The following is a 19,780-nucleotide window of genomic DNA, read 5'->3' as shown; positions in this document are numbered from 1 at the left end:
CGGCCCGCGCCACCGGCAACGGTGCCTCCGGTGGCGGGGGCTCGGACTGGTTCTCCGACGTGTCGAGCGGGCGGAACGAGTTGACCGGCGGCACCTCGGCCGCCCGCGATACCGGCAGCTCAGCAACCGGTATCGGCGCACCGAGACCGAGCCGCCGGGGCGTCGCCTGCTCGATCCGCTGCACGACCGGCAGCGCTGGCTCGGGCGGGGAGGCCACCGGAACGTCCACAGGGGACGGCTCCACAGGGGACAGTTCCACGATCGCCTGCACGGTCCGCATCGGCGGAACGACCGTCGCATGAGCGGACGTCAACGGCTGCACGACCTCCCGCGCCGCCACCGGCAACACCAGCGGCGACTCCGAAGCAGACTCCGGCGCGAAAACCGGCTCCGAAGGCACCTCCGGCGAGACGTCACGCTGCACCGGCGCACCCCACAGCCGGGACAGCCCGCTCCGCTTGCGGACCGCCCGCTGCACCACCGGCATGGCCGGCGTCGGCGTCTCGAGTGGCCGCGGCCGGGCGAGGTCGCCGATGACGCCGGCCGGCTCGTCCGCGCCGACCTGGTGCCCGAGCGGCTCGAGGTAGGCCGGGCTCCGCCACGACGTCAACGACGCGCTGAACCGCTGCACCGGGTTGACCAGCGGATGCTCGTCGAGCACCCGCTGGATCGGTGGCACACCGCGCCACTCCGCGCGTGTCACCGGCAACGCGGCCGGGGGCGCCTCCTTCCTGTTCCACCACATCGCCGTGTCACCGTCCCTGGCTCATCCGGGTGTTGATCCGGGCGATCTCGGCGACGTAGGTCAACCGGTCGGGGTGTTCGAGGTCGAGGATGTCGTCGAGCGACCAGTGCAGGTGGTAGGCGACGTACGCGACTTCCTCGTGCAGCCGGCCGGCCGCGTACGTCACGATTCCCCCAGGCGGCCACCGGCGACGTCGACGACGAAGCTGTGGCCGCACTCGGGGCACGCGACGCCCGCCCGGGTGTGGCCTTCGCTGTTGATCCGGCGGTACATGTCCTGCAGGAACGCCAGGTCCGAGGCGAACAGGTTCTCGATGACCCCGGCGTGCACGTCGGTGATGTCGCCGATCCGGGTGACGACGCGGGCCAGCAGCACCACCGTGAGGAACGCCGAGTTCTCGCGCACCCGGTCGTCGCGCAGCGGGATCAGCTCGTCCCGCGCGGTCGCCAGCCGCATCACCCCGGAGTGGTGGACCTTGCCCTCGTCGTCGACGTACCCGCGCGGGAGCTCGAACGCGAACTCCGTCCGCAGCTTCGGCCGCTCCGCCCGAGGCTCCTCCGAGGGAGCTTCCTCGACCGGCGCCGACGCCATCACCCTGCGCATCGGCTCACTCGACTTCCATCTGCTCGTAGGTGATGACGAGCTTCTCGGTGAGCACGCTCGTGTCGCCGGCCTTCAGCGCGCCGATCTCCAGGCTCTTCGGCCAGGCATTGGTGAGCTTGTAGCGCTTGAGCGCGGTGCCCTCGTAGTCGTAGACGATGATGGCGCCGCCCTTGCGCGCCGTCGTCATCTTGCCGAAGTGGGCGTCCTTGACCCACTTCTCGAAGCTGTTGTCCTCGGTGAGGCCGCGGGTCAGCGTGACCTCGCCCGCCTTGGGGCGGCCGGGCAGCTTCTTGATGACGTACTTGCCGTCGACGGTGTTCTGCTTGAGCTCGATGACGTCCTGCTCCATCTTGAGGCCGGAGACCTCGGAGATCTGCTTGATCTGGACGCCGTCGATCTCGAGCCCGAAGGAGTGGCCTACCGCCTTGTCAAGATCGGGAAGTGCCATTGCGAAGCCCTTTCATCACTCGTTGACGAGGCTGGTGCCGCCCGACATCTGGGCCAGCCGGAAGATCACGAACTCCGCCGGTTTCACCGGGGCGATGCCGACTTCGCAGATCACCTGGCCGAGGTCGATCCCCTCAGCCGGGTTGGTCTCGCGGTCGCACTTGACGAAGAAGGCCTCGTCCGGGGTGAGCCCGAACAACGCGCCCTTGCGCCACTCCATGACCAGGAACGCGCTGATCGTGCGCCGGATCCGCGCCCACAGCGCGTCGTCGTTCGGCTCGAACACGACCCACTGCGTGCCGCCGAGGATCGACTCCTCAAGGTAGTTGAACAGCCGCCGGACGTTGAGGTAGCGCCACGCCGGGTCGCTCGAGAGCGTCCGCGCGCCCCACACCCGGATGCCCTTGCCCGAGAACGAGCGCACGCAGTTGACGCCGATCGGGTTGAGCAGCTCCTGCTCGGCCTTCGTCAGGTGCGTCTCGAGGGCGAGCGCGCCGCGGACGACCTCGTTGGCCGGTGCCTTGTGGACGCCGCGGGTGGCGTCGGTGCGGGCCCACACACCGGCCATGTGCCCGCTCGGCGGAATGAACGTGTTGGTTCCCGTGGCGGGGTCGAGCACCTGGACCCAGGGGTAGTACAGCGCGGCGTACTTCGAGTCGTAGCCGGCCGCGTCCATCCGCCAGCCGCGGATCTCCTGCGGGTTGAGCGACGGCGGCGGGTCGATGATCGCCATCCGGTCGCCCATGAGCTCGCAGTGGGCGATCATCGCCAGCTGCACGGCCTTGACGGTGTCGAGGTCCAGCAGCTCGCGCTGGTAGGCGGCCATCAGGTCCGGCGCCGCGACCATGGTGATCTCGTCGATCGCTTCGAGGCCGCCGAACCCGGTGCGGTCGGCGACGTCGCCGACGTAGTCGCCGGCCCCGACCCGGCGCGGCACCGGCGGCTCCTGCGGTTCCTTCGGCGGCTCGGTGAGCGTCGCGGTGCCCTTCTCGGGCTTGGTGAGCGTGCCGCCTGCCGCCGCCTCTTCGACGGTGATGAAGCTGGACTTCTCCCGCACCGCCGTGACGACGTTCTCCTTGGTGCGCTTGGTCGTCACGTTGTGGGTTTCGACGACCTTGCCGTCCTGCTTGACGAGCACGGTGAACCGGTCGTCGGCGGGGTTTTCGCCGGTCGGCTCGGCCACCTCGACGGTGATCTCGCCGGCCTGCTTGCCCTCCGGCAGCTCCTTGGCGACGAAGCGGTAGCCGCCGAGCACGGCCTGGCGCGCGGTGAGCTGCTTCGGTGTGGAGCCTTTGTCCTGGGCGCGCGAGCCGCCGACGCGGACGATGTAGCAGTTGGTGCCGCCGTTGAGGAAGTAGCCGTAGACGGACTGGGCCAGGTAGCAGCCTTCGACGAAGTCGCCGAAGGTCTGGGTGAACTGGCCCCAGTTGGAGACCAGCGTCGGGGTGTTGAAGGGACCGTCCGCCGCGAAGCCGACGAAGGCGGCGACGGCGGTGCCCACGCCCTCGATCGGCCGTGCGCCCGCCTCGATCTCCTCGACGTACACCCCCGGCGTGAGATAGGTGGGCATGCGGGCCTCCCTGGTCGACGCACAAGTCTTGACATCGGCGATCGTGCTGCCCGCGCGCCCGCGGCGGTACGACCGCACGGATAGGCCCGCGGGAACCGATCTCTGCCCTTAAAGGCAGCTGCCCGTTCGGGCAGGCCGGGCCGCCCGTCCGGCCGTTGGCAACCCGCCGCCGCGGGCCGAGAGTGGAGTCATGTCAACGCGGCGGGACAACGCGCCACGGGAACCGTCCGCGCAGCCTGCGCGGGCGGCCGGGCCCGCGCGCCGGGCGTCGCCACCGGCGTTGCTGCGCCTGCAGGCCTCGGCCGGCAACGCCGCGGTGACGGGGCTGGTCGCGCTGCAGCGGCAAGGCTGTCCCGCTCCCCCGGTCGCGCCCCCGGGTGTCACACCCGCGGCCGACCCGAAGTTCCAGTCGCTGAGGAAGGACGTCGGCGCGCAGGGCAAGGCGGCGAAGGCGCACCCGCCCGCCGGCGCGGAGGTCAAGAAGGCGCAGGACGCCGCCGTCGCGCCCGCCGACGACAAGGACGCGCAGGCCAAGGCCGCCCAGGCGGACAAGATGGCGGCGGCGAAACCGGCAGGGTTCGACAAGGCGGCGTTCATCGCCGCGGTGAACGCCGCCATCGCCAAGCAAGCGCCGAAGAACCTCGACGAGGCCGACAAGTTCGCCTCCTCCGGCAAGGCCGACCAGGTCAAGACCGAGGTGCTGGGCAAGGTCACCGGCGGCAAGGACGCTTCGGCCAAGGACGTCACCGACCGGACGAAGGAGGCGCCGGACCCCAGCCGTGCGGTGGAAAAGCCGGTCACCCCGCTGCCGCCGGCCCCGGCGCCACCCGCGCTGGCGCCGCCGGACCCGCGCAAGGCCACCCCGGACAAGGCGCCACCCGAGCAGACGGACTTGCGTGCCGACCAGTGCGAGACGCACGGGGCGATGGCCGCCGCGGGCGTCACCGACGAGCAGCTGGCGCAGTCCAACGAGCCGGAGTTCACCGGCGCGCTGGCGGCGAAGCAGGAAGGTGAGCAGCACACGGCGTCGGCGCCGGCGGCGGTCCGCTCATCGGAGGCCGGGCAGCTGGCGGCCGTCACCGGTGCGGCGCAGGCGTCCGGGCAGACCGCGATGGCGGGCATGACGGGCGCGCGTTCGTCGTCGGCCCAGCGCGGGCAGGCGGCCAAGTCGGCGACGAAGACGAAGGACGAGCAGGACCGGGCGCGGATCACCGGGGAGATCAAGGCGATCTTCGACGAGACCAAGACAAAGGTCGAGGGCGTCCTGGGCGCGCTGGACGACCAGGTGGCCAAGAAGTTCGAGGCAGGTGAGGCGCAGGCCAAGGCGGCGTTCACCGCCGACCACCAGGCCCGCATGAAGCGCTACAAGGACGAGCGCTACGACGGCATCAGCGGCGCGGCGCGCTGGGCGTACGACCTGTTCGCCGATTTGCCCGCCGAAGCGAACAACCTGTTCCTCGAGGCCAAGAAGGTCTACGAGGTCAAGATGCAGGGGGTCATCGGCGAGATCGCGGACTTCGTCGGTGAGAAGCTGGGTGAGGCGAAACAGCTGATTCTCGACGGCCGTTCGAGGGTGAAGCAGAAGGTCGAGTCGCAGTCGCCGGCGTTGCGCAAGATCGCGGGCGAGGCGGCCAAGGAGTTCGGCGGGCAGTTCGACGACCTGGAGAAGTCGGTCGACGAGAAGCAGCAGTCGCTGGTCGAAGACCTGGCGCAGAAGTACACCGAAGCCCGCACCGCCGTCGACGAGGAGATCAAGACGCTGCAGGCGGAGAACAAGGGCCTGTGGAGCAAGGCGAAGGAGGCAGTCGGCGGCGCGATCGAGACGATCCTCTCGCTGAAAAACCTGCTGCTCGGCGTGCTGTCCCGCGCCGCGAACGCGGTCGAGCTGATCATCAGGAAGCCGATCGAGTTCCTCGGCAACCTGGTCAACGCGGTCAAGACCGGCGTGATGAACTTCGGCGCCAACATCGTTCAGCACCTCAAGGAGGGCCTGAAGGGCTGGCTGCTGGGCAACCTGGCGAGCGCGGGCATCGAGATCCCGGAAGCGCTGGACGCGAAGGGCATCTTGAAGATGGTCCTGTCGATCCTGGGCCTGACGTGGGCGAGCGTCCGGGCGCGAATCCTGCGGTTCATCCCGGAGCCGGTACTGGCCAAGCTCGAGCAGACGTTCGAGGTGGTCAAGATCCTGATCACCGAGGGCGTGCCGGGACTGTGGCGGTGGGTCGTTTCCAAGCTCGGTGACCTCAAGGAGATGGTGCTCGGCCAGATCAAGGAATTCGTCATCGAGAAGATCGTCAAGGCGGGGATCACGTGGATCATTTCCCTCCTCAACCCCGCGGCGGCGTTCATCAAGGCCTGCAAGGCGATCTACGACATCGTGATGTTCTTCGTGGAAAAGGCTTCGCAGATCAAGGAGTTCGTGGATTCGGTTTTGGACTCGGTGGAGTCGATCGCCCGCGGTGGGGCTGGGGCCGTGGCCGGGTTGATCGAGCGGACGCTGGGCAAGGCGTTGCCGATGGTCTTGGGGTTCTTGGCGAGTTTGCTCGGGTTGGGTGGGATTTCGGAGAAGATCAAGTCGGTTTTGGAGAAGGTCCAGGCTCCGGTGGGCAAGGTGATCGACTCCGTCGTGGGGACGGTCGTCAAGGCGGGGAAGAAAGTCTGGTCGAAGCTCAAACGCGGCGGTGCCGCTGCCGCTGAAGGCGTGAAGGGCCTCAAGGACGCGTTCCTGAAGAAGCTGAGGGCGAAGACACCCATCAGCATGAAGGGCAACGCCCACACGATCTACCTCGACAACAGGGGCGGCCGCCCGGCTCTCATGATGGCAAGCCACCCGGACCCGCTGATCGACAAGATCGACCGGGCGCTTGGGCATGACGCCGTGAAGAGCAAGCCCGCGGTCGCCGGGCAGCTCTCCACCATGCGGGGCATGGTCGTGGCACACGAGAGCAAACTCAAGGACGCTCTCGCCACGAGCGCCAAGGAAGAAATCCAGAAGGCGGAGCTCGAGATCTGGGACCAGCGCCGGCTCATCGCCTCCACCCTCCAGGCGGTCGGCCAGGAGATCGACCTCGACCTGCTCAAAGAGTCGACCTACGTCCTGGGCGGCGAAATCCGCTCCGAGTTCCGGAAAGACGGGAAGTTCAGGCCGACGTTCTACGGCGGTTTCAACGGCGCTGCCGATGCGAAGCGGGCGAGCGAGCTCAGCCGGTTGATGAGCCTCAAGTTCAAAAATGCCGCGAGGTGGCAGAGCGATCCGCTGTACTCGACGAGCTCCTCTTACATCTGCCCGGGAAAGGACTACAATTCACCGCACCTCGTGCCGGGCATCGGGAATACCGCGATCAACCTCGACCACAAAGACCCGAGTGTCATCAAGCACTGGAACAGCACCGGCCGCAAGTCGGACCAGGTCGCTCGCAACACGTTCCTCAACCAGCTCGACAATCTGCACGGCATGTGCGGAACGTGCAACAAGTCCAATGGTGCGGCCGAGCGTGGCAGCGGGATCTGGATCGTCGAACCGGGATTCAAAGGGCCGGACGGCACCTAGCGCGGTGGGCGGCCGTGCAGCGACGCCCAACGCTGCGTGCTATGCCTCTTCCTCGGTCTCTTCCGCACGCTGCACAAACGTCTGAGCCATCTTCTCCTCTTCGCCCTCTTCGGCGGCAGGAGCCTCTTCCTCACGTTGGACGGTCATCCGCTGCACCGGCTCCTCGTGCGCGCCACCGTCTTCACACCGCTGGACCGCCGGTGCAGTCATCAGCCGGTCCGCGTTGGCCACAGCCTCGCGCTCAAACCGGTCCGACGGGTCCGAAACCTTCACGCCGCCCCCGGCATCCGTCCCCTCGACCGGACCACTCCGCTGCTGAACCACATGCGTCAACTCATGCGCCAGCATGTGCTGGCCACCAGCCGACGACGGGTCGTACTTGTCCCGCTGGAAGACGATGTTCGACCCCACCGTGTAAGCCTGCGCGTTCACCGACTTCGCCGACTCGTGCGCCGCCCCATCGGTATGGACCCGGACATCGGAGAAGTCCGCACCGAAGCGAGACTCCATGTCCGCCCGCGTCGAGGTGTCCAAAGGCGAGCCACCACCCGACGAGACGACGTCGTGAACCGGCGAACGCTCCTCCTCCACCAGCGACGCGGTCCCGGCGTTGCCGACCGCGCGCTGCAAGCCCAGCATCCCCTCCGGGCCCAGGACGTCGCACCGGCCGGCGGCCGCGGCGCGGCCGAGGATGTCCGAATCCTGCGAAACCCGGTCACCCCGGGGTCGCGCACTCGGTTCGACGTCGTTTTCGTGACTGTGCCCGCGCATGGCCGCTCCCTCCGCCGCCCGTTCAGCTTGCCGCGAGCACGACCGCCGCACCAGATTGGCGTGCGCGGCCACAAGGGCGGGAAACGCTGCCCGAACGGGCAGCTCAGCCCTCCGTCACCAGCGCCAGGTACGGCCCGAACTCGCGGTCCAGGCACAGCCGGCCGAGCTTGCGGTACTCGCGGGCGACCGCGCCGACCAGGTCGCTCATCGCCACCGGGCGGCCCGCCTCGGCGGCGAGGTACGCGCCCGTCACCGCGGCCGAGCGGATGTGCCCGCCCGCCAGCTCGAACGCCCTCGCCAGGAACCCGAGGTCCAGGTCCGACGCGCGTGGCAGCCGCGTGCCCAGGCAGCGGTCCCACAGCCGGTGGCGGAGCTCGACGTCCGGCAGCGGGAAGTCCACGATCACGTCGAGCCGCCGGGTGAACGCCTCGTCGAGGTTCGCCCGCAGGTTCGTCGCCAGCACCGCGATGCCGTCGAACGTCTCCATCCGCTGCAACAGGTACGCGCTTTCGATGTTGGCGTAGCGGTCGTGCGCGTCGCGGACTTCCGACCGCTTGCCGAAGATCGCGTCCGCCTCGTCGAACAGCAGCACCGCGTTGACCCCGGACGCCTCGGTGAAGATCCGCTCCAGGTTCTTCTCCGTCTCCCCGACGTACTTGTCCACCACCGTCGCCAGGTTCACCGTGTACAGGTCCAGCCCCAGCGACGCGGCCACGACTTCGGCCGACATCGTCTTGCCGGTCCCCGAATCCCCCGCGAACAGCCCCGTCACGCCCCGGCCGCGCCCGCCGCCCGGCCGCATCCGCCACTCGTCGAGCACCTGGTCGCGGTAGCGCGCCCGCGCGGCCAGCTCGTCCAGCAGCGACAGCACCCCCGCCGGCAGCACCAGGTCCGGCCAGCCGACCGCCGGTTCGATCCGCCGGGCGAGCCGCTGCAGCCCGGCGGCGTTCTGGCTGCGCGCGCCCGCGCGCAGGTGCGCCGTCCGGACCAGCCCGCCGTCGGCCAGCGCGGTCACCGACGCGGCCTTCGCCGCGCGCGCGATCTGCCCGGGCCCCAGCACGAAGTGCGCGGTGGCTTCTCCGGGGTCGACGTCCGGGGCGAGCTTGCCCTCGAGCCTGCTGCGCCAGAGTTCCGCGCGCCGGGCGGCGGGCAGCGGCGACGCGTCGAGCTGCAACGGCGCGGTCGCGCTCCACCGCGGGTCCCACGCCCCCGTGCCGTGCACGACCAGCGGGACCGCCGGGTGCGCCAGGTCCTCCAGCCGCGGGTCCTCCACCGGGCCGAGCACGATCCCGGCGCCGCGCAGCAACGCCTCCCGCCGCAACGACGAGGTCAGCTCGAGCTCGGCCTGCCAGCGCGCCGCGTCCACCACCAGCGCCGGGAACCCGGCCGCGGCCAGCGCGCCGACGCCGAGTTCTTCCGCGCCGCCCCCGGGGAGCTCCTTCAGGTAGACCAGCCCGACGCGGTCACCGATCGCGCGGGCGAGCCGGTCGCGGCCGGGCACTTCGACGAGCTCGGTGCCCAGGTGCGCGCAACCGGCGAGCTCGGGTGCGAGGCGGTCGTCGCCGAGCAGGTGGTTCACCACCCGGTCGGGGACGCGCAGCGTGCGGGAGAGGAACGGCCGGTCGTCGTCGCCGATGGTGAGCAGGCCGCAGGTGAGCAGCGGGGAGTCGGCGTCGAGCCGGGCGCGGCCGGCGGCCGAGGCCTCCGGGATCCCGCACAGGCGCAGCGCCAGCCCGGCGGTGGCGCGGCGTCGGGTCACGTCGTCGTTGAGGTAGCCGTAGAACTGCTCGAACCGGCTGTCCAGGTCGGGGGCCAGCGCGACCAGCAGCAGTTCGACGTCGACGCCGGTGAGGCCCGCGCGGTCGGCGAGCGGGCGCAGCCTGCCGTCCGGCACGGAGTCGGCGAACGGGGTGAACGGCTCCCGGTGGCTGTCCAGCAGCGCGTCGATCGCCTCGTGCGACAGGTACAGGCCGCGGAACGGGTCGTCGGGGTTCGGGTCGGCCGCGCGGCGGCTGTCGACCGCGTCGCGGATGCGCTGTTCGAGCCGGGCCACGCGCTCGAACAGGTACCCCTGGTTCACCGGGACTTCCGGTGGTCCCGCGCCATCGCGACGCGGCGCTGGCCGTCGACCGCGCCGGCGTCGGACACGTGGTGCCCGACGCGGTCGCCGCCGGTGTCGAGCTGGAGGCCTTCCTTGGCCGGCGGTCCGGCGGGGTAGACGCGTCCACTGTGGATCGGCGCGGAGACGACGACGTCGAGCGACGGTTTGAGCTCGCCACCGAGCGCGGTCCAGACGTCGGCGAACGCGCGGTCTTCCGGCGGCGGCAGCGCGACGGTCATCGGTACCGGCAGTCCCATTTCGGCCAGTGAGCCGGAGAGCACCTCGGCCGGGACGGCTTCGTGGCGCAGGAGGCCGAGCAGCAGGTCCGACAGCACGCGGTGTTCGTCTTCGGGGCGCTGGGTCCAGGCGGTGACCAGGTAGGACAGCTTGACGTGCTTGGGCGGCAGGTGCCGCGCGGCGATCTGGCCGCGCTGGTCGTACTCGCTGAGCAGCCCCCGCGAGCGGCGGCGCATGTCCTCGCGGACGTCGTAGAGGTAGATGTTGACGGTGGGCGCGTTGCGCCGGGCGGCCCAGTCCTTGGTGGGGGCCTCGAAGGCGATGTCGACCTCGCTGCCGCGCAGCGCCTCGTCCTTCACCAGCCGCCGCAGCGCCTCGTCGACCTCGTGGATCACCGGCGGACCTCCTCGGGCTGGCGGTCTTTCCACGATGAGCGCTGCGCGGCCGGCGGGACACCCGCGCAGCGGCAGACCTTCGGGTACGCCGGGCTGCCCGTACGGGCAGGGCGGTCGCTGGACGGGCAGGTAGGCGGCGACGACCATGCCGTGGCCGTCGGCGCGGGGCTGGTAGTGGAGACCGTCCGCGTTCGTCATCGAGGTGATTGCCGCGGTGCGGCTTTCGCTCACGCGGAGCGGAGCAGACCCAGCACCGCGGCCGACTTCGCGTCATCCAGGAACCGCAGACCCATGAAGTTGTCGCCGACATTGAACCCGGGCAACGCCCAGATCTCTTCGTACGGCATCCCGATCCGCTCGTAGCGCCGGAGGCTGTAGACGTTGCTGAACAAGCACTTCCCCGGATCCGGGTTCCACAGCCGGCGCGCGAAGGCGGGGTTGCGGAAGCCGTGGCCGATTTCGGCGGTGGCCTGGATGTGCTTGCGGCCGGTGAACAGCACGACGTCGCCGGTGGACACCGTGTCCATGCGGCGGTCGTACTTGTCCTTGGCGCCCCAGAACCGGGCGCGCCCACCCGGGTGCAGTGCGGTCAGGCGGGCGAGGTCGGCCGGCTCGATCAGGTCGGCGTGCGCGCGGAAGTCGACGGTCTTCTCGAGCGACTCGGCCCCGTACCGGCGGGCGTCGGAGGTGCCGTAGGCGGGCTGGATGAAGACCTGGACCACGGCCCCACGGTAGTTCAGCCGCCGTGGGTGGCGTCGCTCTGGTAGTCCGTGTACATGTACGGGTTATCCAGGATCTTGGTCTCCGGGACGTCCGGGTTCATTCCCTGCTGCCAGGCCTCCTCCCCCAGCTGCCCGCGCAGGTACTCCACCGTCTCCTCGACGCGCTGCCGCACCGCGGGGAGGTCCACGTCGACCAGGCGGCCGTCGCGTTTGACGATGCGGCCGTTGACCAGCACCGTGTGGACGTCGCCGCGCTGAGCCTGGAACGCCACGTGGCCGTACGGGTTCAGCAGCGGGAACGACACCGGTGAGTGGTCGTTCTTCAGCAGCACCACGTCGGCCTTCTTGCCCACCTCGAGGGAGCCGATGTCCGTGCGCCCCAGCGCGGCCGCGCCGCCGCGGGTCGCCCACTCGACGACCTGCTCCGCGCGCAACGCCGCGTGCGTCACCGTTTCGCCCTTCGCGTGCGCTTCCAGGTGCTCGCGGGAGCGGTCCGCGCCCAGTGTCGTGCGCATCGCCGTGAACAGGTCGCCGCTCCACCACACCGAGGTGTCCATCGACAGCGACACCGGGATCCCGTACTGCCGCAGCGCCCAGGTGGACGGGTAGCCCTGGCCCGCGCTCTGCTCGCTTTCGGTCGACACCGACGCCGAGCCGCCGGTCGCGGCGATCCGGTGGTAGGAGTCGGCCGACAGCGACGCGCTGTGGACGTAGATCGTCTCCGGGGTCATGAACCCGTGGTCGTGCATCAGGCGGATGCCGTCGTCGCCGGTCGCGCCCCAGACCCCGGCGTGCGTGGTGACCGGCACGCCCAGCTCGCGCGCCACCTCGAACGCCGGCTTCTCCGGGAACGCCGGGTCGCCGGTGACGTCGAAGGCGAGCTGGAAGCCGAGGTCGCCGCCGGTGCGGCGGGAGACGAAGTCGCGGAACTCCGGCGTGGCCGTCCAGTTCGCCGGGGAGTCCTGGATGTTGCCGTAGGCCAGCATGAACCGGCCGGGGACGGCTTCGAGCGCGTCGGCCGCGGCGTCGGCGTGCTGGGTCGTCTGCAGGCCGTGGGACCAGTCGACGGTGGTCGTGACGCCGGCTTCGAGGGCTTCCCACGCGCCGAGCAGGTTGCCCGCGTAGATGTCCTCGGGGCGGAACACCTTGCCCCATTCGAGGTAGTACCAGACGAAGTACTGGGTCAGCGTCCAGTCGGCCCCGTAGCCGCGCATGGCCGTCTGCCACAGATGCCGGTGGGTGTCGATCATGCCCGGCATGACGATGCCGCCGGTGGCGTCGATCTCCTCCGTGCCTTCCGGCACTTCGAGGGACGGCCCGATGGCGGCGATCGCGCCGCCGGTGACCAGGACGTCCGCGCCGGGCAGGACGCGGTGGGCGTCGTCGAGGGTCAGCACCGTGCCGCCCCGCAGGACGATCGATCCGGACATGGCTGCCTCCGGTTGCGTACACTCGTCCGCTCTACGGACACTGAAGGGGTGACGTCACCTTCGCCCAGCGCCGGGCCGGTGTCAATCCCCGCCGCTACGCTGCGGGGCAGGACTGCAGAGGGAGGTCGTGCATGCCACGCGAGGGAACGGGTCCCGACTTCATCGAAGCGCTGGCGCGCGGGCTCGAAGTGATCACGGCGTTCGGCCCGCACCACGCGGAGATGACGCTGGCCGAGGTGGCCACCGCCGCCGGCCTGGCCCGCCCGACCGCGCGCCGGATCCTGCTCACCCTGGAGGAGCTCGGGTACGTCCGCGCCGGCGGGCGCGGCTACGCGCTGACCCCGCGCGTGCTCGACCTCGGCGTCGCCTACGTGCGGTCGATGGGGCTGTGGGACGTCGCCCGCCCGCACCTGGAACGCCTGGTCGCGCGCACGAACGAGTCGTGTTCGATCGCCCAGCTCGACGGCTCCGACATCGTCTACGTCGCCCGGGTCGCGGTGCCGAAGATCGTCGCGCTGGCCGTGCAGATCGGCACCCGCTTCCCCGCCCTGCCGACGTCGCTGGGCAAGGTCCAGCTCGCCGCGCTGACCCCGGACGACCTGGACGCGGTGCTGGCCCAGCCGACCCGCTCCGGGCTCGTCCCGCGCTGGCAGCCCGGCCGCGCCGAGCGCGACGCCGAGCTGCGCGAGGTCCGCGCCCGCGGCTGGGCCTTGACCGACGAGCAGCTGGCCCTGGGCATCCGGTCGGTCGCCGCGCCGCTGCGCGACGGCTCCGGGCGGGTCATCGCCGGGGTCAACGTCAACTGCCACGCCGCCGAGACGTCCGTGGACCGGCTCCTGGAGCACCACCTGCCGCTGCTGCTGCAGACCGCCGGGGAGATCAGCGCCGACTTCGCCCGGCTCGACGACGTCCCGCACGTCACCGTGCCCGCCGTGTCTTGACCACCGGGGCCCGCGGAGGCAAACTGCGGACAGGCGTCCGTTGGACGGACAGGAAGTGAGGAACCGGGTGGACACCAGCGCTGCCGGCCCGCTGACCGGGCTGCTGGTCGCGGACTTCTCCCGGGTGCTCGCCGGCCCCTACGCCACGATGCTGCTGGCGGACCTCGGCGCCGAAGTCGTCAAGGTCGAAGGCCCGCAGGGCGACGAGACGCGCACGTGGATGCCGCCGGTGCGCGGCGACGTCTCGACCTACTACCTCGGCGTGAACCGCGGGAAGCGCTCGATCGCGCTCGACCTGCGCGAAGAGGCCGACGCCGCCGTCGCCCGCGAGCTGGCGGCGCGGGCGGACGTGGTGATCGAGAACTTCAAGCCCGGCGGCCTGGCCAAGTACGGCTTGGACTACGACTCCGTGAAGACGACCAACCCGGGCAGCGTCTACGCCTCCATCAGCGGCTTCGGCTCGGGTGCAGGCCGGCATGTGCCCGGCTACGACCTGATGGTGCAGGCGATCTCGGGGCTGATGAGCCTGACCGGCGACCCGGACGGCCCGCCGTACCGGGCCGGGATCTCGGTGTTCGACGTGATGGCGGGCAACCACGCGGTGATCGGCATCCTCGCCGCGCTGCGCCACCGCGACGCGACCGGCGAGGGCCAGCACGTGGAGGTCAACCTGCTGTCCTCGGCGCTGACCGGGCTGGTCAACCACAGCTCGGCCTACGCCGCCGGCGGGGTGGTCCCCTACCGGATGGGCAACGCCCACCCCAGCGTCTTCCCCTACGAGCCGCTGCCGACGGCCGACGCCGACCTGATCGTCGCCGCGGCCAACGACGGGCAGTTCCGGCGGCTGTGCGAAGTCCTCGGCCTGCCGGACGTCCCCGACGACCCGCGGTTCGCCCGCAACGCCGACCGCACGAAGAACCGCGAGGAGCTGCGGCCGATCCTGGTCGAGCGCCTGAAGGAGCGCACCGCGGTGGAGTGGTTCGACGCGCTGACGAAGGTCGGTGTCCCGTGTGGACCGATCAACACCATCGACGGCGGGTTCGCGATGGCCGAGCGCTTCGGCCTCGACCCGATCGTCGACGTCGGCGAAGGCGACCGCACCGTCCCCACGACCCGGCACCCGATCCGGTTCTCCGCGACCCCGGCCGCCTACCGGCTGCCGCCGCCGGAGCTCGACGAACACGGCGCCGAGCTGCGCGCCTGGCTCACGGAGACCCCGCATGACTGACCGCGTCTACGAGACCGCGCTCGGATCGTCCACGAAGGACAAGATCACCCTGCTCGGCCAGGACCTCGCCGAGGACGTCATGGGCAAGGTCGGCTTCGGAGAGCTGGCGTTCTGGCTGGCCACGCAGCGGCGTCCGTCCACAGGGGAGACTCGGGTCTTCGAAGCGGTGCTGGCGGCGTTGGCCGACCACGGCTTCACGCCGACCGCGATCGTCACGCGGCTCACTTACCTGTCCGCTCCGGACTCGGTGCAGGGCGCGCTGGCGGCCGGGCTGCTCGGTGGCGGGTCGCGGTTCCTCGGCGTCACCGAGGACTGCGGCCGGTTCCTGCACGACGTCCTCGCCACCGCCGGAACCCCTGCCGACGAGGCGGGGTGGGACGCCCTGGCCCTGAAGACCGTCGAAAAGTCCCGTGCCGAGAAGAAGTTCATCCCCGGGCTCGGGCACCACGTCCACAAGGACGGCGACCCGCGCACCCCCCGGCTGTTCCGGATCGCCGACGAAGAAGGTCTGCGCGGCCCGCACCTGGAACTGTTCGCCGCCATCGGCCGCGTCCACCCGCAGGTGCTCGGGAAGACGTTGCCGCTCAATGGCGCCGGTGTCTGCGGCGCGGCGCTGGCCGACCTCGGGCTGCCGCTGGAGCTGCTGCGCGGGTTCGCGCTGCTGGCCCGGACCGCCGGGCTCGTCGGGCAGCTGGCCGAAGAGCTGCGTCACCCGGTCGCCAACGACGTCTTCCTGTCGGTCGACCTGAACAACCGGCCGGTCCCGCCGGACCCGCAACGCTGAGAGGAACGCCGATGCAGCTCGTCACCGAGGACAACATCACCGAGCTCGCCGCCCAGCGCTGGTCGAGCGCGCATGACCCGCGCACGGCGCAGGTCATGGCGGCCCTCGTCCGGCACCTGCACGCCTTCGCCCGCGAGGTGCGGCTCACCGAGCCCGAGTGGATGGCCGCGATGCGGTGGCTGACCGAGACCGGGCAGATCAGCGACGAGAAGCGCGAAGAGTTCATCCTCGCCTCCGACGTGCTCGGCCTGAGCATGCTGGTGGTCCAGATGAACCACGCCTTCGACGCCAAGGCGACCCCGGCCACCGTGCTCGGCCCGTTCCACATCGACGGCTCGCCGGAGAAGGAGTTCGGCGGAGACATGTCCGACGGGCTGGCCGGCACGCCGCTCTACATCACCGGCACCGTCCGCGGCCTCGACGGCTCGCCCGTAGCCGGCGCGATCCTCGACGTCTGGCAGGCCGACGAAGAAGGCGCCTACGAGTCGCAGATCCCGGACATCGACGAGGCCCGGCTGCGCGCGAAGTACGCGACACGCCCCGACGGGACCTACTGCCTGCGCACGATCGCGCCGAAGGGCTATTCGATCCCGATGGACGGCCCGGTCGGCGAGCTCATCGGCGGCACCGACATCAGCCACTTCCGGCCCGCCCACGTGCACTTCCTGATCAACGCCGCCGGCTACGAGCCGCTGATCACGCACCTGTTCCAGGAAGGCGCGCAGTACCTCGACAGCGACGTCGTGTTCGGCACCAAGCAGGAGCTGGTCGTGACCTTCGAGCCCCGGGAGCCCGGCCCGACCCCGGACGGCGGCGAATCGGCCGAGCCGTGGCTCGAGGCCCGTTACGACTTCGTCCTCCAGCCCGTCTGACGCCGTGCGCGCGGCGGAGATCCGGGCGGCGGGCGCGCCGCCGGTGGTGACCGACCGGACGGCCCCCGAACCGGGGCCGGGCCAGGTCGCGGTGAGCGTCACCGCCGCGCCGGTCAGTCCGCTCGACCTGCTGTGCGCGTCCGGCACGTCCTACTTCGGGCTGCCGGAGCTGCCGTACGTGCCGGGCGTGCAGGGGGTCGGCGTGCTCACGCGGCCGACGCCGACCGAGCCGGCCGGGACGCCGATCTGGTTCGCCACGACCGCGGGCATGCGCCCCGGGGACGGCAGCATGGCCGAGCACGCGGTCGTCGCGCCCGCCGACCTGGTGGTCCTGCCGCCCGGGGCGGACCACGCGCTGGTCGCGGCGCTCGGGCTGTCGGCGGTCGCGGCGTGGATGTGCTTGACCTGGAAGGGAAACCTCGTTCCCGGCGAGACCGTGCTGGTGCTCGGCGCCGGCGGGGTCGTCGGGCAGTCGGCCGTGCAGCTGGCGCGCGTGGCCGGGGCCGGGCACGTCATCGCGTGCGCGCGGTCGGACGCCGCGCTCGAGCGGGCCCGGCGGCTCGGCGCGGACGACGTCGTGCCGCTGGCCGACGGCGACGACGTCGATTCGCTGGCCCGGCGGCTCCGGGACGTCCCGGTGGACCTGGTCATCGATCCGGTGTCCGGGATCCCGGCCGCAGCGGCGCTGCGCACCCTGCGCCCGGGCGGGCGGCTGGTCAACCTCGGCAGCGCGGCCGGCGACGAGTGCCCGGTGTCCTCGGCGGTGCTGCGCAGCCGGTCGCTGCACATCCACGGCTACACGAACAACGAGCTCGACGCCGACCGTCGCCGCGAAGCGCTGCTGACGGTGGTGGGATACGCGATCGCCGGCGACCTCACCGTCGACCACGAGCGGGTTCCGCTGGCCGAAGCCGCTACCGCGTGGACCCGCCCGGGCCGGATCGTGCTGGTGCCCTAGCGGGCGTAGCCGCCCACGGCCAGCTGCTTGCCGATCTGGTCGTAGACCGCCTGGTCGTCCGGCGCGACCGTGGCCAGGCCGTCGACGTACCGGTTGAACAGGCAGAACGACGCCGCGATCAGGACGGTGTCGTGCAGCTCGGTGTCGGTCGCCCCTTCGGCGCGGGCGGCGGCGACCAGCTCGCCGGTGACCGCGCGGCCCGTTTCGCGCACCGCGAGCGCGATCCGCAGCAGTGCCTTGAGCTTCGCCGACACGGGGGCGTCGTCGATCCCGCCGCACGCGGCGTCGACGACCGCGCGGCCGCCTTCGATGGTCTCGGCCGCCGCCGCGGCGTGGCTGCCGGTGCAGAAGCGGCATTCGTTGCCGTTGGAGACGACGGTCGCGATCAGCTCGCGCTCCCCGACCGTCAAGGTGCTGGGGCCGCGCAGCAGGACCTGGGCCAGCTGCCCGAGCGGCGCCGCGGTCTCCGGCCGGTACGCGAAGAGCGCGGTGATGCCGGGCATCTGCGGGTCGAGCGGGATGTGCGGCATCGGGGTCCTCCTCGCGGGCGAAAGATCGTCCCCGTGAGTCTTTCGGCCAGGGGCGGCCCGGCCAACCTCCGCGTTGCGCAACCGGGCCGCCGCCGAAAGGATCAGCCGATGGTGAAGTCGTCGGCGTAGAGGGCACTTTGGCCGTACCAGCCGTGGACGTACACCGTCACCGCGCCGGACGCGCCGGTGGTGAACGGCACCGACAGCTGCGTCCAGCCGCTGCTCGAGGTCCACGTGCTGGCGGTCGCGCCACCGCGGACGCCGACGTAGGCGTAGTTGCCCTGCACCCAGGCCTTGAGCGTGTAGGCGTGGTTCGGAGCGAGGGTGACGTTCTGCGCCGCCTCGCCGGTGGCCGAGGCCGTGGGCACCACCTGCAGCGCGTGGGTCCCGGAGTGGGCCGGGGACGCGACGACCGCGTCACCGGCGGCGCTCCACGGGCTCAGCGCGCCGGTCTCGAACCCGCCGTTGACGACCCCGCCCGCGGGTGGGGTGCCCTTGACGGTGAGGGTGAAGGTGGCGCTGTGGCTCGCCGACGGCGAGGTGCCGGTGACGGTCAGCGGGTAGACCCCGGGGACCGCGGCCGCGGTGGTGCTCACCGACAGCGTCGCGCTGCCGCCCGCGGTCACCGAGCCCGGGCTGACCGACGCCGTGACGCCGGAAGGCGCGCCGGCGACCGAGAGCGTCACCTGCTGGGCCGAGCCGGACGTGACGGCGGTGCCGACGGTCGCGGTGGCCGAGCCACCCGGGTCGACCGAGGCGGACGCCGGGTTGGTGGTGAGGGAGAAGTCGTTGCCGGGCACGGTGGTGCCGCCGGTGAACGGCTCGAAGGCGTGGCTGAAGAACCACGGGTCCTGGGCGATGCCCGAGCAGTTGTCCGCGGCCGCGCCGCCGGGGCAGCCGCCGTTGTCGCGCTGCAGCGCCCAGAACGACAGCTCGTTGATGCCCTTGGACACCGCCCAGTTGTAGACGGTGGCGGCGTCGGCGGTGGTGAACGTCTCGGCCGGGCCGAAGTCGTCGACGCCGATCATCTCGGTGATCCCGACCATGCCCCACAGCTGCGCCTGCGTCTTGCCCGGGTACAGCGCGCCGAGCTGGCTCACCAGGCCGGTCGCCGAGGTCTGGGTGTCGGTGGCCATCTCGTGGGCGGCGTTGTCGTAGTAGTCGAAGGTCATCATGTTGACCACGTCGACGCGGGTGCCGTTGGAGACGGCGTTGCGCAGCACGGCCAGGCCGCTGTCGGCGAGGCCGCTGGTGGTGGTGGGCAGCGTGTAGGAGATCTGCAGCGACCTCCCGGCCGCAGCGGCCCAGTCCTGGACCTTTTTGATGGCCTTGTTGCGGCGGTCGATCCCGGCGGAGTTGGTGAGCGAGTTGTCCTCGATGTCCATGTCGAGGCGGGGGACGTCGTAGGTGGTGATCACCGACTCGTAGGCGGCGGCGATCGAGTCGACGTTGGTGCAGCTGTCGGCTATTTCGGTGCCGGTGTTGTCGGCGGTGTAGCCGCCGAAGGAGGGGATGACGTCGCCGCCGCGGGAGCGGATCGTGCTGATGTCGGAGCCGAAGACGCCGGTGGAGATGGGCATCCCGGTGTCGCCGTTCCAGTAGACCGTGCAGGAACCCTTGGTGGCGGCCTGGATGAACGCCATGGTGAGGTGCTTGGCCCCGGACTGCTGCGCGAACGTGGCGGGGCTTTCGCCCGTCCAGGCTTCGAAGTAGGGCGCGAAGACGTGCGCGGGCAGCGGGGTGGCGGCCTGGGCGGTTCCGGCGGCGGCGACCAGCGAACCGGCCGAAAGTGATCCTGCGAAAAGTGCTGACAAGGCCAGGGAAACGGACATTCGAGAGAAAGGTCTGCGTCGACGCATCTGCGCTCCAGTGCCGGGGCGGAAGCCGTGCCGCGGC

General features: G+C 71.1%; 17 protein-coding genes. 6 read left to right on the top strand and 11 right to left on the bottom strand.

Translation table 11 applies throughout. The features are described from left to right. Positions 1-752: 752 nt before the first annotated feature. The 4 genes from ACZ7OH_RS07105 to ACZ7OH_RS07090 are packed head-to-tail and all read right to left on the bottom strand — an operon-like array spanning position 753 to position 3,365. On the bottom strand, positions 753-911 hold the full coding sequence (locus ACZ7OH_RS07105; protein ID WP_086682608.1) for a DUF6760 family protein: 159 nt from the start codon (positions 909-911) through the stop codon (positions 753-755). Next, on the bottom strand, positions 908-1,348 hold the full coding sequence (locus ACZ7OH_RS07100; protein WP_470280010.1) for a hypothetical protein: 441 nt from the start codon (positions 1,346-1,348) through the stop codon (positions 908-910). The genes ACZ7OH_RS07105 and ACZ7OH_RS07100 overlap by 4 nt, the downstream gene beginning before the upstream one ends. A 4-nt stretch (positions 1,349-1,352) precedes the next feature. Next, positions 1,353-1,796 (bottom strand): phage tail protein, encoded by a 444-nt coding sequence (locus ACZ7OH_RS07095; protein WP_364456887.1) that lies wholly within the window; start codon positions 1,794-1,796, stop codon positions 1,353-1,355. Positions 1,797-1,811: 15 nt separating this feature from the next. Continuing rightward, positions 1,812-3,365: a phage tail sheath family protein gene (locus ACZ7OH_RS07090; RefSeq protein ID WP_470280009.1), complete on the bottom strand. Its 1,554-nt coding sequence runs from the start codon at positions 3,363-3,365 to the stop codon at positions 1,812-1,814. Between the two features lie 190 nt (positions 3,366-3,555). On the opposite strand from ACZ7OH_RS07090, the gene ACZ7OH_RS07085 reads away from it, so the two are divergent. Continuing rightward, the gene (locus tag ACZ7OH_RS07085) at positions 3,556-6,915 is read left to right on the top strand and encodes a phage tail protein (protein ID WP_470280008.1); all 3,360 of its coding nucleotides are present in this window, start codon (positions 3,556-3,558) and stop codon (positions 6,913-6,915) included. A 39-nt stretch (positions 6,916-6,954) separates the two neighbouring features. On the opposite strand, the gene ACZ7OH_RS07080 is transcribed toward ACZ7OH_RS07085, so the two are convergent. The 5 genes from ACZ7OH_RS07080 to ACZ7OH_RS07060 all read right to left on the bottom strand — a co-directional run bounded on the left by ACZ7OH_RS07080 (position 6,955) and on the right by ACZ7OH_RS07060 (position 12,571). Further along, positions 6,955-7,686 (bottom strand): eCIS core domain-containing protein, encoded by a 732-nt coding sequence (locus ACZ7OH_RS07080; RefSeq protein ID WP_470280007.1) that lies wholly within the window; start codon positions 7,684-7,686, stop codon positions 6,955-6,957. A 103-nt stretch (positions 7,687-7,789) separates the two neighbouring features. Then, complete coding sequence (locus tag ACZ7OH_RS07075; protein WP_470280006.1) at positions 7,790-9,766, bottom strand: ATP-binding protein; 1,977 nt, start codon at positions 9,764-9,766, stop codon at positions 7,790-7,792. Further along, on the bottom strand, positions 9,763-10,617 hold the full coding sequence (locus ACZ7OH_RS07070; RefSeq protein WP_470280005.1) for a Pvc16 family protein: 855 nt from the start codon (positions 10,615-10,617) through the stop codon (positions 9,763-9,765). The genes ACZ7OH_RS07075 and ACZ7OH_RS07070 overlap by 4 nt, the downstream gene beginning before the upstream one ends. A gap of 29 nt (positions 10,618-10,646) precedes the next feature. Beyond that, the gene (locus ACZ7OH_RS07065) at positions 10,647-11,141 is read right to left on the bottom strand and encodes a hypothetical protein (RefSeq protein ID WP_470280004.1); all 495 of its coding nucleotides are present in this window, start codon (positions 11,139-11,141) and stop codon (positions 10,647-10,649) included. A 14-nt stretch (positions 11,142-11,155) separates the two neighbouring features. Further along, positions 11,156-12,571 carry an amidohydrolase family protein gene (locus tag ACZ7OH_RS07060; protein WP_470280003.1) on the bottom strand — a complete coding sequence of 472 codons (1,416 nt, stop codon included), beginning with the start codon at positions 12,569-12,571 and terminating at the stop codon, positions 11,156-11,158. A gap of 131 nt (positions 12,572-12,702) precedes the next feature. On the opposite strand from ACZ7OH_RS07060, the gene ACZ7OH_RS07055 reads away from it, so the two are divergent. From ACZ7OH_RS07055 to ACZ7OH_RS07035, 5 genes are all read left to right on the top strand, one after another. Further along, complete coding sequence (locus ACZ7OH_RS07055; protein WP_470280002.1) at positions 12,703-13,512, top strand: IclR family transcriptional regulator domain-containing protein; 810 nt, start codon at positions 12,703-12,705, stop codon at positions 13,510-13,512. 67 nt (positions 13,513-13,579) lie between these two features. Beyond that, complete coding sequence (locus ACZ7OH_RS07050; RefSeq protein ID WP_470280001.1) at positions 13,580-14,740, top strand: CaiB/BaiF CoA transferase family protein; 1,161 nt, start codon at positions 13,580-13,582, stop codon at positions 14,738-14,740. Further along, positions 14,733-15,524, top strand: coding sequence for a citryl-CoA lyase (locus tag ACZ7OH_RS07045; RefSeq protein WP_470280000.1), 792 nt, complete (start codon positions 14,733-14,735; stop codon positions 15,522-15,524). Before ACZ7OH_RS07050 ends, ACZ7OH_RS07045 begins: the two co-directional genes overlap by 8 nt. 11 nt (positions 15,525-15,535) lie before the next feature. Next, the gene (locus ACZ7OH_RS07040; protein ID WP_470279999.1) at positions 15,536-16,396 is read left to right on the top strand and encodes a dioxygenase family protein; all 861 of its coding nucleotides are present in this window, start codon (positions 15,536-15,538) and stop codon (positions 16,394-16,396) included. 4 nt (positions 16,397-16,400) lie between these two features. Continuing rightward, complete coding sequence (locus ACZ7OH_RS07035; protein WP_470279998.1) at positions 16,401-17,354, top strand: quinone oxidoreductase family protein; 954 nt, start codon at positions 16,401-16,403, stop codon at positions 17,352-17,354. Here ACZ7OH_RS07035 and ACZ7OH_RS07030 read toward each other — a convergent pair. Both ACZ7OH_RS07030 and ACZ7OH_RS07025 read right to left on the bottom strand, forming a co-directional pair. Beyond that, positions 17,351-17,884, bottom strand: a complete 534-nt coding sequence (locus ACZ7OH_RS07030; protein ID WP_470279997.1) for a carboxymuconolactone decarboxylase family protein — start codon at positions 17,882-17,884, stop codon at positions 17,351-17,353. The two genes, ACZ7OH_RS07035 and ACZ7OH_RS07030, sit on opposite strands and share 4 nt — an antisense overlap. A 101-nt stretch (positions 17,885-17,985) precedes the next feature. Beyond that, positions 17,986-19,716, bottom strand: coding sequence for a glycosyl hydrolase family 18 protein (locus ACZ7OH_RS07025; RefSeq protein ID WP_470279996.1), 1,731 nt, complete (start codon positions 19,714-19,716; stop codon positions 17,986-17,988). Between the last annotated feature and the right edge of the window lie 64 nt (positions 19,717-19,780).

It is taken from the genome of Amycolatopsis sp. NPDC114478 (assembly GCF_055633805.1).
This window is presented reverse-complemented; position numbering and strand designations above follow the sequence as displayed.